This is a genomic window from Phenylobacterium sp. P4_E10 (genome assembly GCF_056401675.1).
In genome coordinates this window covers 189,736-203,058 of record NZ_JBFUIW010000004.1, presented here as the reverse complement: position 1 = coordinate 203,058, position 13,323 = coordinate 189,736, and the positions used below count along the sequence as shown (strand labels likewise).

General features: G+C 65.5%; 14 protein-coding genes and 2 tRNA genes. 1 reads left to right on the top strand and 15 read right to left on the bottom strand.

Going from position 1 to position 13,323, the window contains the following annotated elements:
- Positions 1–3: 3 nt before the first annotated feature.
- The 5 genes from AC1DQJ_RS06685 to AC1DQJ_RS06665 are packed head-to-tail and all read right to left on the bottom strand — an operon-like array spanning position 4 to position 3,113.
- A complete protein-coding gene (locus AC1DQJ_RS06685; RefSeq protein WP_477601497.1) occupies positions 4–354 on the bottom strand; it encodes a nuclear transport factor 2 family protein in 351 nt (116 codons plus the stop codon).
- Entirely contained in the window at positions 351–1,565 is a 1,215-nt protein-coding gene (locus tag AC1DQJ_RS06680; protein WP_477601495.1) for an NADH-quinone oxidoreductase subunit D, read from the bottom strand. Before AC1DQJ_RS06680 ends, AC1DQJ_RS06685 begins: the two co-directional genes overlap by 4 nt.
- Complete coding sequence (locus AC1DQJ_RS06675) at positions 1,565–2,188, bottom strand: NADH-quinone oxidoreductase subunit C (protein ID WP_477601494.1); 624 nt, start codon at positions 2,186–2,188, stop codon at positions 1,565–1,567. Before AC1DQJ_RS06675 ends, AC1DQJ_RS06680 begins: the two co-directional genes overlap by 1 nt.
- The gene (locus AC1DQJ_RS06670; protein WP_477601492.1) at positions 2,185–2,766 is read right to left on the bottom strand and encodes a NuoB/complex I 20 kDa subunit family protein; all 582 of its coding nucleotides are present in this window, start codon (positions 2,764–2,766) and stop codon (positions 2,185–2,187) included. Before AC1DQJ_RS06670 ends, AC1DQJ_RS06675 begins: the two co-directional genes overlap by 4 nt.
- Entirely contained in the window at positions 2,736–3,113 is a 378-nt protein-coding gene (locus AC1DQJ_RS06665) for an NADH-quinone oxidoreductase subunit A (RefSeq protein ID WP_374532734.1), read from the bottom strand. The genes AC1DQJ_RS06670 and AC1DQJ_RS06665 overlap by 31 nt, the downstream gene beginning before the upstream one ends.
- A gap of 334 nt (positions 3,114–3,447) precedes the next feature.
- Between AC1DQJ_RS06665 and AC1DQJ_RS06660 the strand changes: the two genes are divergently transcribed.
- Positions 3,448–3,524: transfer RNA gene (locus AC1DQJ_RS06660), tRNA-Asp, on the top strand.
- A gap of 123 nt (positions 3,525–3,647) precedes the next feature.
- Here AC1DQJ_RS06660 and AC1DQJ_RS06655 read toward each other — a convergent pair.
- From AC1DQJ_RS06655 to lon, 10 genes are all read right to left on the bottom strand, one after another.
- On the bottom strand, positions 3,648–4,220 hold the full coding sequence (locus AC1DQJ_RS06655; protein ID WP_477601490.1) for an NADPH-dependent FMN reductase: 573 nt from the start codon (positions 4,218–4,220) through the stop codon (positions 3,648–3,650).
- A gap of 73 nt (positions 4,221–4,293) precedes the next feature.
- Positions 4,294–4,704, bottom strand: a complete 411-nt coding sequence (locus tag AC1DQJ_RS06650) for a GFA family protein (RefSeq protein WP_477601488.1) — start codon at positions 4,702–4,704, stop codon at positions 4,294–4,296.
- 19 nt (positions 4,705–4,723) lie between these two features.
- Positions 4,724–6,649, bottom strand: a complete 1,926-nt coding sequence (locus AC1DQJ_RS06645; protein ID WP_477601486.1) for a flavin-containing monooxygenase — start codon at positions 6,647–6,649, stop codon at positions 4,724–4,726.
- 222 nt (positions 6,650–6,871) lie between these two features.
- Positions 6,872–8,134 (bottom strand): cytochrome P450, encoded by a 1,263-nt coding sequence (locus AC1DQJ_RS06640; protein WP_477601484.1) that lies wholly within the window; start codon positions 8,132–8,134, stop codon positions 6,872–6,874.
- Positions 8,135–8,245: 111 nt separating this feature from the next.
- Positions 8,246–8,704, bottom strand: coding sequence for a nucleoside deaminase (locus tag AC1DQJ_RS06635; RefSeq protein ID WP_477601482.1), 459 nt, complete (start codon positions 8,702–8,704; stop codon positions 8,246–8,248).
- Positions 8,705–8,708: 4 nt separating this feature from the next.
- Positions 8,709–9,623: an aldo/keto reductase gene (locus AC1DQJ_RS06630; protein WP_477601481.1), complete on the bottom strand. Its 915-nt coding sequence runs from the start codon at positions 9,621–9,623 to the stop codon at positions 8,709–8,711.
- Between the two features lie 2 nt (positions 9,624–9,625).
- On the bottom strand, positions 9,626–9,958 hold the full coding sequence (locus AC1DQJ_RS06625) for a GIY-YIG nuclease family protein (RefSeq protein ID WP_477601479.1): 333 nt from the start codon (positions 9,956–9,958) through the stop codon (positions 9,626–9,628).
- A gap of 198 nt (positions 9,959–10,156) precedes the next feature.
- Positions 10,157–10,233: transfer RNA gene (locus AC1DQJ_RS06620), tRNA-Val, on the bottom strand.
- Between the two features lie 74 nt (positions 10,234–10,307).
- The gene (locus tag AC1DQJ_RS06615; protein WP_267233024.1) at positions 10,308–10,580 is read right to left on the bottom strand and encodes an HU family DNA-binding protein; all 273 of its coding nucleotides are present in this window, start codon (positions 10,578–10,580) and stop codon (positions 10,308–10,310) included.
- 158 nt (positions 10,581–10,738) lie between these two features.
- Positions 10,739–13,138 (bottom strand): endopeptidase La, encoded by a 2,400-nt coding sequence (gene lon, locus AC1DQJ_RS06610; RefSeq protein ID WP_477601476.1) that lies wholly within the window; start codon positions 13,136–13,138, stop codon positions 10,739–10,741.
- Between the last annotated feature and the right edge of the window lie 185 nt (positions 13,139–13,323).

Sequence of the window (13,323 nt, the reverse complement as noted above, 5' to 3'; positions counted from 1 at the left end):
TCCTCACTTCACGAAGTCGACGCGGACGATCTTGGCGTCCGAGACGGTGTAGATGGCGGCCACCTCGAAGGTGTCTCCGCCGGGTTTGCGCGCAACGCGCTCGTGGTCGATCACCGTATTGCCCACGACGATGCGGTGGCGCAGCTCGGCCTTGTTCTCAGGGAAATCGGCGAACAGCTTCTGGTGGCGGGCGCGGATCGCCTCGAGGCCGTCAGCCGTGATCGCGCCGTTGAAATCGCCCAGAGTGGCGTTGTCGGCGTAGAACGAGCAGAAGGCTTCAAGATCCTGGGCGTTGTAGGCCTCGAACTGGGCGTCGACCACGTCGAACGGGCTGATGCAGGCGGGCGCGCTCAACGGTCGATCTCCCCGAAAACGATATCCAGCGAGCCGAGGATCGCCGAGACGTCGGCCAGCATGTGACCGCGGTTCATCCAGTCCATCGCCATCAGGTGCGGGAAGCCCGGCGCGCGGATTTTGCAGCGGTACGGACGATTGGTGCCGTCCGAAACCAGATAGACCCCGAACTCGCCCTTGGGCGCCTCGACGGCGGCGTAAACGTCGCCTTCCGGGGTGCGGAATCCTTCGGTGTAGAGCTTGAAGTGGTGAATGAGCGCTTCCATCGAACGCTTCATCTCACCGCGGCGCGGGGGCGAATACTTGTTGTCCTCGGTCATCACCGGGCCCGGCGTTTTCTTAAGCCGTTCAACGCACTGAATGATGATCTTCGCGCTCTGGCGCATCTCTTCCATGCGGCAGAGATAGCGGTCGTAGCAGTCGCCGTTGACGCCCAGCGGGATGTCGAACTCGAAGTCGTCGTAGCACTCGTAGGGCTGGCTGCGGCGCAGGTCCCAGGCGATGCCCGAACCGCGCACCATCACACCGGAGAAGCCCCACTCGATCGCCTGCTCCTTGCTCACCACGCCGATGTCGACGTTGCGCTGCTTGAAGATGCGGTTGCCGGTGATCAGTTTGTCGATGTCCCTGAGCGGACGCTCGAAGGCCACGGCCCAGTCGCCAATGTCGTTGACCAGCGCTTCAGGCAGGTCCTGGTGGACGCCGCCGGGACGGAAGTAGTTGGCGTGCAGGCGAGCGCCGCAGGCGCGCTCATAGAACACCATCAGCTTTTCGCGCTCTTCGAAGCCCCACAGCGGCGGGGTCAGGGCGCCGACGTCCATGGCCTGGGTCGTCACGTTCAGCAGGTGGTTCAGGATCCGGCCGATCTCAGAGAACATCACGCGGATGATCGAACCGCGGATCGGGGTCTCCAGGTCCAGCAGCTTCTCGATGGCCAGGCAGAACGCATGTTCCTGGTTCATCGGCGCCACGTAGTCGAGGCGGTCGAAGTACGGGATGTTCTGGAGGTAGGTCCGGTACTCCATCAGCTTTTCGGTGCCGCGATGCAGCAGGCCGACGTGCGGATCGACCCGCTCGACGACTTCGCCGTCCAGCTCCAGGACCAGACGCAGCACGCCGTGGGCCGCCGGGTGCTGCGGGCCGAAGTTGATGTTGAATTTGCGGACCGGGGTTTCCGGGATCACAGCGGGGTTCGAAGCGTCGTCAGCCATCACTTCGGTCCTCCGGCAGCGGGCGCCTTCTCGTCGCCAGGCAGCAGGTACTCCGCGCCCTCCCAGGGGCTCAGGAAGTCCCAGTTGCGGTATTCGACCGACTTCACCGGCTCGTAGACGACGCGCTTGAGCTCGTCGTCGTAGCGCAGCTCGACATAGCCGGTCATCGGGAAGTCCTTCCGCAGCGGATGGCCGTGGAAGCCGTAGTCGGTGAGGATGCGGCGCAGATCCGGGTGTCCTTCGAAGAACACGCCGTACATGTCGAACGCCTCGCGCTCATACCAGTCGGCGCAGGGGAAGACGCCGGTCACGGTCGGGACCGGGGTGTCTTCGTCGGTCTGCACCTTCACCCGCAGGCGGGCGTTCTTGGTCAGCGACAGCAGGTGATAGACCACGTCGAAACGCTGGGCGCGGTCGGGATAGTCGACGCCGCACAGGTCGATCAGCTGGTGGAAACCGAACTGGTCACGCAGCTGGGTCAGGGTCTCGACGATCCGGTTGGTCGGCGCGGTCAGCGTCAGCTCGCCATAGGCGATGTGGAAGCCGGCCACCTGGCCGGTCCCCGAGGTCAGGATCTCGTTGCCGAGCGTGTGCAGGGCGTCTTCGGTCAGGGGCCAGCTCATCGCTCGATGGTCCCCGTCCGGCGGATCTTCTTCTGCAGCTGCAGCACGCCGTAGACCAGCGCCTCAGCCGTGGGCGGGCAGCCGGGCACATAGATGTCGACCGGGACGATCCGGTCGCAGCCGCGCACCACCGAGTAGGAGAAGTAGTAGTAGCCGCCGCCGTTGGCGCACGAGCCCATGGAGATGACGTAGCGCGGCTCCGGCATCTGGTCGTAGACCTTGCGCAGGGCCGGAGCCATCTTGTTGCACAGGGTGCCGGCGACGATCATCACGTCCGACTGGCGCGGTGAGGCGCGGGGCGCGAAGCCGTAGCGCTCCAAGTCGTAACGCGGCATCGAGGCCTGCATCATCTCGACCGCGCAGCACGCCAGGCCGAACGTCATCCACATGAGCGAGCCGGTGCGCGCCCAGGTGATCAGGTCGTCCGCGGCCGCGGTGATGAAGCCCTTGTCGGCGAGCTCGTTCGAGACGCCGTCGAAGAAGGGGTCGTGGAGCTTGGGGTTATAGCCCTCGACCGTGGTGCGGCCGGCCGAACCCGCAGGAACGATCACTCCCATTCCAGGGCGCCTTTCTTCCATTCGTAGATGAAGCCGACGGTCAGCACGCCGAGGAAGGTCATCATCGACCAGAAGGCGAACTGTCCGAGCTCCTGGGGCAGCTTCATGAGCGAAACGGCCCAGGGGAACAGGAACGCCACTTCCAGGTCGAAGATGATGAAGAGGATCGAGACCAGATAGAACCGGACGTCGAACTTCATTCGCGCATCGTCGAAGGCGTTGAAGCCGCACTCGTAGGTGGACAGCTTCTCAGGGTCCGGGGCCTGCGGCGACAGGGTCGCCGAAGCCACGATGAAGGCGAGGCCCAGGACGGTCGCGATCCCAAGGAAGATCACGATGGGCAGATACTGCAAAAGAAAGGCGTTCATGGAATCCTCGAAGGAGTCGCGCGCCCTTCTAGACCAGCATTGCGCAGGGTTCAAACGGCGTGGTGCGACCGGTGGTATCGCAAATGCGCGCAGCCAGCATTGTTCGAGAAATCCGCAGCTTGCGCTCGCGCCTCAGGCTCACGAACAGGCGGCCTGAACTTCACTTGGTCAGATAATACGAATGATAATCGTTATCAATTCTTGAGGCCCCATTCCTGCCGAATGGCGGGAAATCGTCGGGCGGGGCGCTTTATCCACAGCTGAACGAGATTGGCCGTTGACACGATTCCGGGTCGGTCATATCAGACGCCCCTCGCGGCGACGTCGCCGTCACGCGGATGTAGCTCAGTTGGTTAGAGCGCCGGCCTGTCACGCCGGAGGTCGCGGGTTCGAGCCCCGTCATTCGCGCCACTTCTTCTTTTCCGAACAGATAGATAGACCCACCGCCGCGCTCACGGCGGGTTTCGGCATGTCTGAGGCCTATCGGCAGGTTTCCTGCTGAATCGCGCAGGAACCTGCCGCAAGAAAGCTTGGCTAGCCGCCCGCCCGCATCGCTTTCAACGCCGCGCCCCAGCGGGCCAGCTCGTCGAGCATGGTCTTGGCCGAGGTCAGGTGGATTTCGTTCGGGGTGAAGTTCTTTTCCGCATCCAGGTGCTGGGGGAACATCGGAATCATCACCAGCTCCGGCAGAGGCATGATCTTGAAGCTGGTCAGCATCAGCTTTTCGGTCTGCACGGCGCGGATGCCGCCGGAGACGCCGCCGTAGCTGACGAAGCCGGCCACCTTGTTCTGCCATTCCAGGACCAGGTAGTTCATCGCGTTCACGAACGACGGCGGCGGGCCGTAGTTGTACTCCGGCGTCACGAACACGTAGGCGTCGGCCCGCTCGACCGCGGCGCTCCAGGCCTTGGTGTGATCGTGCTCGTACTTGCGCAGCCGCGGATGGTGCGGCTCGTCGAAGACCGGCAGGTCGTAGTCGGCCAGATCCTCCAGCGTCACATCGAAGCCGCCGTGCGCCTTGGCGTAGCCCTCGAACCAGCGCGCGATGGAGATGCCGACCCGGCCAGGGCGGGTAGAGCAGACGATGACGGCGAGCTTCAGGGACATGCGGAAATCTCCAGCGAACGCGTCGAGCGATCAGCTATAGCGCCGGCGCCCCCCGCCGCCATGCGCGGCCGGCCTAGCCGGGCGGGCCGCGCTCGAACGCCGGCAGACCGGGCGTCATCTGGTGCCAGGAAGGCGCCTCGACGGTCCAGATGTGCATTCCGGGCGACAGCGCCGACGGATCGTCCAGCCCGCCCAGCTTGACCGCCAGGAACGGGATCGAGCCCGGATCGGAGTAGAGCGGCGTGCCGCAGTCCGGGCAAAAGGCGCGCAGCACGTCCTGACCGCTGCCGCCGGGGCTGGCGAAGGTCTTGGGCTCGCCCTTGGTGACCTCGAAGTCTGAGCGCAGGACCAGCGCTACGTAGTTGGGGCCGCCGCCGCTGCTGTACTGGCACTGGCGACAATGGCAGACCCCAACGCCCATCGGGGCCTGGCTGATCTTGTAGCGCACCTTGCCGCACGCGCAGCCGCCTTGAAGTTCGCTCATCCGGTTCCCCTCCCTCTCGCTAACCGACCAGTTCGGCGCTCTTGCTGAGCACGAAGTCCTTCGGATCGGGCGCCAGGGTGGCGCGCCAGTAGTCGACCAGGGCGAAGGGCCAGTTCTGGCTCACCCTGCCCTTCTCGTTCTTGTACCAGCTGGACACCTGCGGGGCGCCCCAGGCCATCAGGCGATTGCCCTCGTCGATCTTGACGTTGAAGGCGTCATGGACCTCGCGCTTGGGCTCCATCGCCGCCGAGCCGGTTTCCGCCAGCAACTTCAGGCAGCCGACGATGTAGCGGACGCTGCACTCCGAGAAGAAGATGATCGAACCGTTGACCACGATGTTGGTGTTGGGGCCGTAGATCATGAACAGGTTCGGGAAGCCCGGCGTGGTCATGCCGAGATAGGCCTTGGCGTCGCCGCCCCAGGTCTCGTGCAGGTCGGCCCCGCCGCGGCCCTTGATCTGCATCGGCCACAGGAACTTCGAGGCGTAGAAGCCTGTGCCGTAGATGACGACGTCGAAGTCGCGGACCTGGCCGTCGGCGGTGACGACGCCCGTCTCGGTGATCTCGCTGATCCCCTCGGTCACCAGTTCGACGTTCGGGCGCTGCAGGGCGGCCATCCAGACGCCGTTGTCCAGCAGTGAGCGCTTGCCGCCGATCGGATAGGTCGGAATCACCTTCTCGACCAGGTCGGGGCGCTCCGGGGCCTGGGCCGCAATGGCCATGGCGATCATCTCACGGAAGCCCTGGTTGAGCTCGCTGACCGCGGTCGGGGGACCATTCCAGCCCGGATCGGCGGTGACCATCGGCAGCAGGCCGTCGGTCACCATCCAGAACATCCAGAAGCGGTACCATTTGTCATAGAGCGGCACGTGCTCCATCAGCCAGTTCATCCCTTCCGGGACGTCCTCGTGATAGTGCGGCACCGGGAAGCCCCACGGCGGCGTGCGCTGGAAGACGGTCAGACTGCCGACCTTGCCGGCGATCTCGGGGACAAACTGGTAGGCGCTGGCGCCAGTGCCGATCACCGCCACCCGCTTGCCGGTCAGGTCGACGTCGTGCCGCCATTCGGCCGAGTGGAAGGCCGGCCCGGAGAAGCGCTCGCGGCCCTTGATCTCCGGATAGCGCGGTCGATTGAGCTGTCCGACCGCCGTGACGACGGCGCTCGCCTCGGCATGCTCGATCCCATTGGGCGTCTTCAGGCGAACCTTCCAGAGGGCGCGATGCTCGTCCCAGACCATCTCCTCGACCGTGGTCTCGAAGCGGATGTGCTTCTTCAGGTCATGGCGCTGGGCCACCCCGCGGAAATAGTCGAGCAGCACCGGCTGGGTCGAGAAGTGCTGAGGCCAGAAGTGATTGGGTTCGAAGCTGTAGGAGTACATGTGGTTGGAGGAGTCGACCCGGCAGCCGGGATACGAGTTCTCCAGCCAGGTCCCGCCGACGTCGGCGTTCTTGTCGACCACCTCGAACGGCACGCCGGCCTGTTCCAGGCGCAGAGCGGTCAGCAGGCCCGACATCCCCGCCCCGACCACCAGCACATGCATCCGCCGCGCGACGCTCTTCACCTCCGGCGACCACTGCGGGTCCTTGGAGGAATGGCCGTCGAGGGCCAGTTCGTCGGTGAGAAACTCGCCATAGCCGTCGGGAATGTCGGCCCCGGCCACGAAGCTCATCATCTGGCGGACCAACTCGGGCCCAGGGGTCGGCGCCATCGGCGTCTTGCCGGTCAGGTAGTCGGTGATGGCGACCTTGGCCAAGGCGCGCATCTTGGCCTGCTCGTCCTCGGGGACCCCGGTCTCGCCGCGCGACAACGGCGTATACATCGGCCGCCATTCGGGCCGCAGCCACGCCGGATCGCCGGTCAGATGGACCAGGGCTGCGGAGAGCGCCGGCAGGTGCGCCGTCTCCAACGCCTGATCAAGAGGCCCAAGGTCGACGCCGGCAGCCATGTCTCGTCTCCGCCCGTTTATCGTTGTTATGCGGGCAGACTACGCCTCTCGCGGACGAGGAAAAGGGCGCCGTCGCGGAAGGGTATTTGGGCGGGCGGGGCCATCATTGCTCCCCCTCTGGGGGAGCTGCCAGCCGCATGGCCGGCTGAGGGGGACGCCGTCCATCGGCATACCCCCTCTCGGCGCTGGTGCGCCGATCCACCTCCCCCAGCGGGGGAGGAACTATTTAGCGTGCAGCCGCACCGGCAAGGTCTCGTAGCCTTTGACGAAGCTGGAGCGGACGCGGCGCGGCTCGCCGACCACCTCGACGAACGAGAACCGCTTGAGGATCTCCTCCCAGACGATGCGGAGCTGCAGCTCGGCCAGCCGGTTGCCGACGCAGCGGTGGATGCCGAAGCCGAACGACAGGTGCTGACGCGGCCGCTCACGGTCGATGATAAAACGATCCGGGCTGTCGATAACGGTGTCGTCGCGGTTGCCCGAGACGTACCACATGACGACCTTGTCGCCCTTGCGGATGGTCTTGCCGCCGACCTCGACATCGGCCAGGGCGGTGCGGCGCATGTGAGCGAGCGGGGTCTGCCAGCGGATGATCTCGGAGACCATCGACGGGACCAGCGACGGATCGGCGCGCAGCTTGTCGTACTGGTCGGGATTCTGGTTCAGCGCCAGGACGCCGCCGCTGATCGAGTTACGGGTGGTGTCGTTCCCGCCGACGATCAGCAGGATGATGTTCCCGAGATACTCGTCCGGGCTCATGTTCCGAGTCGCCTCGCCGTGGGCCAGCATCGAGATCAGGTCGCCGGTGGGCGGCGCGTTGACCCGCTGGTTCCAGAGCTCGTTGAAGCTGGACAGACACTCCATCAGCTCGGCCTGCTTGGCCTCCTCCGTCTCCACCAGGCCGCCGGGCATCGGCATGGAGGTCGCCACGTCGGACCAGTGCGTGAGTTCGCGCCGGCGCTCGAACGGATAGTCGAACAGGGTGGCCAGCATCTGGGTGGTCAGCTCGATGGAGACCCGATCGACCCAGTCGAAGGTCTCGCCGATCGGCAACTCGTCGAGGATGCGGGCGGCGCGCTCGCGGATCAGCGGCTCCAGCACCTGCAGGTTGGCGGGGGAGACGACGGGGCTGACGGTCTTGCGCTGCACGTCGTGCTTGGGCGGGTCCATGGCGATGAAGCTGGGCCGCCGCAGGTCAGGCCGGGCATCGCGGATAGTGATGCCGCCGAGCGCCGCCTCGGACGAGAAGACCCCGTGATTGGTGTCGACCGCCATGATGTCGTTGTACTTGGTGACCGACCAGTACGGGCCAAACTCGCTGTCCTTGCACCAGTGGACCGGGTCCTCGCGGCGCAGGCGTTCGAAGTACGGCCAGTGGGTGTCGGTGCGAAACAGCTCAGGATCGCCGGGGTGGATCTCATCCAGCGGGATGGAAAAGGCGCGGGCGCGCGCCTCGTCGGCCAGCTTCATGGCGCCGTCAGCCATCGCACGAACTCCCTGTGGTCGGCGCTCGGGGCGCCGTTGGGAGCGATCAAAGACCAATCGGACCGAGCCGACAACAAGCCATTGAAACCAAACTAAGTTCGGTTGGCGCGGCTAGCTTGAGCGTGTCGCCGCCCAGATCCGGTAAGCTTCGGGCTCGCCGACGGCGACCTGCCGGATGTCGAGCGCCTGGGCGTCCAGGGGTTTAGCCAGCTCGGCGTAGACCGCCGCGGTGGAGAGGCCAAACGGCTCGCCTTGCACGTTGGAAAAGGCGAAGCGGACCGCCTTCACGCCGGTCAGGTACATCGCCGAGAGACACATCGGGCACGGCTGGCCGCTGGCGTAGACCACGCAGTCGTCCAGACGGGGCGAGCCCAGGACCTGGGCCGCCCTGCGGATGGCGGATAGCTCCGCGTGCGCGGTGGGGTCCCCGGTGACGCCGATCTCGTTGACGCCGCTCGCCAGCACCGCGCCGTCCTTGACCACCAGGGCGCCGAAGGGACGGCCGCCGCTGTCGCGCACATTGGATTCGGCCAGAGCCACGGCCCGTTTCAGGAAGTCCTCGTCGCTCACCGCCCTACTCCATGCCCTGGGCGCGGCGTATTTGCGCCAGGGTCGCTGTTGGCAGGCTCATGCCCGATGCGGCCAGGTTCTCCAGCAGGTGGCCCATCCGCGTGGTGCCGATGACCGCGCAGGAGACGTGGGGATTGGCCAGCACATAGGCCAGGGCGGCCTGGGCGGCGCTCATGCCCGGCGTGTCGGCGAGAAAGCCGAAGCGGGCGCCCTTGGCGATGTCGGTCCGGTGGTTCTTCAGCGCGCGCAGGGCGTACCAGACGTCACGGGGGGCACGGATACGCAGCACCTGGCGATTCGGATGCCCCATGGCCAGCGCCATGCCGGCCAGCACGCCCTTGCCCTGCTCGGCCGCTTCGGCGATCAGCGGCGCGCGCTCCGGCCGCAGAACGTTGTAGTCGACCATCACGACGTCGAAGGTCGGCAGGCTGGCGACATGGGCGGCGACCGCCGGATCGAAGCTGTTGGCGCCCACAACGCGGACCAGGCCGCGGCGCTTGAGGCCTTCCAGCATGGCCAACATGTCGTCATTCAATTCGGCGATGGCGGGGCCGTGCAGCTGAAGCAGCGGCAGGCTTTCGAGGCCGAGATGGCGCAGGCTACGCTCGACGCTGGCCTCGATGGCGGCCGGGCGGAAATCCCGGAGGACGCGATGACCGTCATGCCAGGTGCCGGCCTTAGTGGCGATGACCAGACCGTCCAGCGCCCTGCCCTTCAGCGCCCGACCGAGCCGCGGCTCGGCCTCGCCGCCCGAATAGGCCGGGCCGGTGTCGAAGAAGGTAACGCCGTGATCGAGCGCGGCATGGACCAGGGCGATGGCCTGGCGCTCGTCAAACGCCTTCTGGCCCCACCAGCTGGCGCAGCCGAGGCCGATTTCGGAGACGCTGAGGCCAGTGGCGCCGAGGGGGCGGTGGAGCATGCTCAAAGTCGTTTCTTAGCAAACGCGCGCCCAGAAGCGCTCTTCAGGTATTTCTCGAACGCTATGGCCTTGAGTTCGTCGGCGAAGGCGAAATAGGACTTCACCCGCCAGGGTGCGAACTTGGAAGTGTGGCTGACCTGTCCAGCATTGTGGCGTTCGAGCCGCGCACGCAGGTCGCTGGTGAGGCCGACATAGTGGCGACCCGGATCGTCAGTGCTCTCAAGGATGTAGACGTACTTCAGGATTGCCCCCTCACGTCTTGTCCCGGCCCGGCCTTCAGCCTTCGCCCTGGATGGGGCTTGCCGAGCCGTAGCCCGWGRAACGGGCCGAGCCACTCACTCAACTCAGAAGCCCGCCTTCGCTACGCTTCGGCGCGGCAGCCTTCGCCCTGGATGGGGCTTGCCGAGCCGTAGCCCGWGRAACGGGCCGAGCCACTCACTCAACTCAGAAGCCCGCCTTCGCTACGCTTCGGCGCGGCAGCCTTCGCCCTGGATGGGGCTTGCCGAGCCGTAGCCCGTGGAACGGGCGAAGGCTGGTGGGCGGCGAGGGGTTCGAACCCCCGACCCCCTGGGTGTAAACCAGGTGCTCTGACCAGCTGAGCTAGCCGCCCCATATAATGCGAAAAGGGGCGGCCTCCGAAATCCCGGAGGCCGCCCCTTGAACGCTAAACCGTATGGACGGTTCTTAGTTCAGCGAGCCCTTCAGGCCTTCGCCGACGCGGAAGCGCGCGGTCTTCGAAGCCGGACGGCTCACGGTCTCGCCGGTGCGCGGGTTGCGCGCAGTGCCCGCGGCGCGGGTCACCGGAACGAAGCTGCCGAAACCGACGAGTCGGACTTCCTGCCCCGCCTTCAGCGACTCCGTGACGCTATCGATGAACGCTTCCAGAGCGTCCTTCGCCTGCGCCTTGTTGAGGCCCGCCTTGTCGGCGATCGCCGTGACGAGTTCGGCCTTGGTCATTTCCTGTCTCTCCCAGCCCGTTATTCAAACCGCGAACCCCTCGCGGAAGCGCGAGGCTGCTTCGCGTTGCGCGATTATGGCGGTCGATTCTCGCGCGTCAAACAAAGGCGGCGCGAGAAGACCTCGCGCCGCCTTATTTTTTCTCAGTTTTCCACTGATTAGTGGGTGATCACGGCCTCGTCGGCCCCATCATCGGCCTGAACCGACACCGCCGGCTGGTCCGCAGGGTTCCATTCGATGGGACTCAGGGGCTGAATCAGCGCCCGCGCCAACACCTCGTCGACGTTGGAAACCGGCACGATCTCGAGCGCCGACTTCACGTTGTCGGGGATATCGGCCAGGTCCTTCACGTTCTCCTGCGGGATCAGCACGGTCTTCACGCCGGAGCGCAGAGCCGCGAGCAGCTTTTCCTTCAGGCCGCCGATCGCGGTCACCCGGCCGCGCAAGGTGACTTCGCCGGTCATGGCGATGTCCTTGCGGATCGGAATGCCGGTCAGCACCGAGACGATTGCCGTGGCCATCGCCGCGCCCGCTGACGGACCGTCCTTGGGCGTGGCGCCGTCCGGCACGTGGATGTGCACGTCGGTCTTCTCGAAGACCGGAGGCTCGATGCCGAAGTGGGTCGCCCGGCTGCGGACATACGAGTTGGCCGCCGCGATGGACTCCTTCATCACGTCCTTCAGGTTGCCCGTGATGGACATGCGGCCCTTGCCCGGCATCTTGACCGCTTCGATGGTCAGGATATCGCCGCCGAACTCGGTGTAGGCGAGGCCCGTGATGATGCCGACCTGATCTTCAGCGTCGGTCTCGCCGTAGCGGTACTTCTGAACGCCCGCGTACTTGGCCAGCCGATCGGCGTCGACGGTGATCGAGGTGACGGCCTCGCGGCCCAGATCCCGAACCGTCTTACGCGCCAGATTGCCCAGTTCCCGCTCGAGCGAGCGGACGCCGGCTTCCCGGGTGTAGTAGCGGATCAGGTCGCGGATGGTCTCCGTTGGCACCACGAACTCCTCGGCCGTCAGGCCGTGGTCCTTGGTCAGCTTCGGCAGGACGTGGCGCTTGGCGATCTCGACCTTTTCATCCTCGGTGTAGCCGGGGATGCGGATGATCTCCATGCGGTCCAGCAGCGGCTGGGGCATGTTGAGGCTGTTGGCGGTGGTGACGAACATCACCGGCGACAGGTCGTAGTCCACCTCCAGATAGTGGTCGGCGAAGGTCGAGTTCTGCGACGGGTCCAGGACCTCAAGCAGGGCCGAGGCCGGGTCGCCCCGGTAGTCGCTGCCCATCTTGTCGATCTCGTCCAGCAGGAAGAAGGCGTTGGTCGACTTGGCCTTCTTCATCGACTGAATGATCTTGCCCGGCATGGAGCCGATATAGGTCCGGCGGTGGCCGCGAATCTCGGCCTCGTCGCGCACGCCGCCCAGGGAGACGCGCACGAATTCACGCGCGGTCGCCTCAGCGATCGACTTGCCCAGCGAGGTCTTGCCCACGCCGGGAGGACCGACCAGGCAGAGGATCGGGCCCTTCAGCGAACCGGTCCGCGCCTGCACGGCCAGGTACTCCAGGATCCGCTCCTTGACCTTCTCGAGGCCGAAGTGGTCGCGGTTCAGGATCTCCTCGGCCTTGTTCAGGTCGATAGCCTTGGTCTTGGCCTTGCCCCACGGGATCGACAGCAGCCAGTCGAGGTAGTTCCGCACGACGGTCGATTCCGCCGACATCGGGCTCATGTTGCGCAGCTTCTTCAGCTCGCCCTCGGCCTTGGTGCGGGCCTCCTTGGACAGCTTGGTCTTCTTGATGCGCTTTTCGAGCTCGAGCAGCTCGTCGCGCTGATCGTCCTGCTCGCCCAGCTCGCGCTGGATCGCCTTCATCTGCTCGTTGAGATAGTACTCGCGCTGGGTCTTCTCCATCTGCCGCTTCACGCGGTTGCGGATCTTCTTCTCGGTCTGCATGACCGAGATTTCGCCCTCCATCAGGGCGTAGACCTTCTCCAGGCGCTTCACGACGTTGAAGACCTCAAGCAGGCTCTGCTTCTCGGCGATCTTCACGGACAGGTGCGAGGCGATGCGGTCGGCCAGTTCGCCGGGCGCGTCGACCTGCGGCATCGAGGCCAGGGCCTCCGGCGGCACCTTCTTGTTCAGTTTGACGTAGTTTTCGAATTGCTCGACGACCGCGCGCGACAGCGCTTCGGCCTCCGGCGAAGCGGCGCCGTCCTCAGAAATGAAGGCGATCTCGGCTTCGTAGTATTCTTCCTGCGCGGTGAAGCGGGAAATGCCGGCGCGGGCCTTGCCTTCCACCAGCACCTTCACGGTGCCGTCGGGAAGCTTCAGCAGCTGCAGGACCGTCGCGACGACGCCGACGTCATAGATGGCCTCGGGCGACGGATCGTCGTCGTCCTTGTCCTTTTGCGTCGCCAGAAGGATCTGCTTGCCTTCGCCCCGCATCGCCTCTTCGAGCGCGCGTACGGATTTCTCCCGGCCCACGAAGAGCGGCACCGGCTGATGCGGGAACACCACGATGTCCCGCAGCGGCAGAATGGGAAGGGTTTTGATCTCGGACATGATGCGTTCTAACTCCTGCCGGCCCGTTGGAACACCAGGCTCGGCCCCCGGACCGCGGTTACTACAGACGATGCGTCTGAGTCGGACGGCCCGTCCGCCTTCGACGGCGGCTTCTCGGCTCATTTATGTGGACGCTTCGTCGCCGCATTCAAGCGCGGCCAGAGTGGTCCGCGACGAAGTGACAG

Coding starts and splice junctions, on each gene's coding strand:
- lon (WP_477601476.1), bottom strand. CDS start 13,138: ATGTCCGAGATCAAAACCCTTCCCATTCTGCCGCTGCGGGACATCGTG.
- AC1DQJ_RS06670 (WP_477601492.1), bottom strand. CDS start 2,766: ATGGAAGAAAGGCGCCCTGGAATGGGAGTGATCGTTCCTGCGGGTTCG.
- AC1DQJ_RS06680 (WP_477601495.1), bottom strand. CDS start 1,565: ATGGCTGACGACGCTTCGAACCCCGCTGTGATCCCGGAAACCCCGGTC.
- AC1DQJ_RS06640 (WP_477601484.1), bottom strand. CDS start 8,134: ATGGCTGACGGCGCCATGAAGCTGGCCGACGAGGCGCGCGCCCGCGCC.
- AC1DQJ_RS06655 (WP_477601490.1), bottom strand. CDS start 4,220: ATGTCCCTGAAGCTCGCCGTCATCGTCTGCTCTACCCGCCCTGGCCGG.
- AC1DQJ_RS06645 (WP_477601486.1), bottom strand. CDS start 6,649: ATGGCTGCCGGCGTCGACCTTGGGCCTCTTGATCAGGCGTTGGAGACG.
- AC1DQJ_RS06675 (WP_477601494.1), bottom strand. CDS start 2,188: ATGAGCTGGCCCCTGACCGAAGACGCCCTGCACACGCTCGGCAACGAG.
- AC1DQJ_RS06630 (WP_477601481.1), bottom strand. CDS start 9,623: ATGCTCCACCGCCCCCTCGGCGCCACTGGCCTCAGCGTCTCCGAAATC.
- AC1DQJ_RS06665 (WP_374532734.1), bottom strand. CDS start 3,113: ATGAACGCCTTTCTTTTGCAGTATCTGCCCATCGTGATCTTCCTTGGG.
- AC1DQJ_RS06615 (WP_267233024.1), bottom strand. CDS start 10,580: ATGACCAAGGCCGAACTCGTCACGGCGATCGCCGACAAGGCGGGCCTC.
- AC1DQJ_RS06650 (WP_477601488.1), bottom strand. CDS start 4,704: ATGAGCGAACTTCAAGGCGGCTGCGCGTGCGGCAAGGTGCGCTACAAG.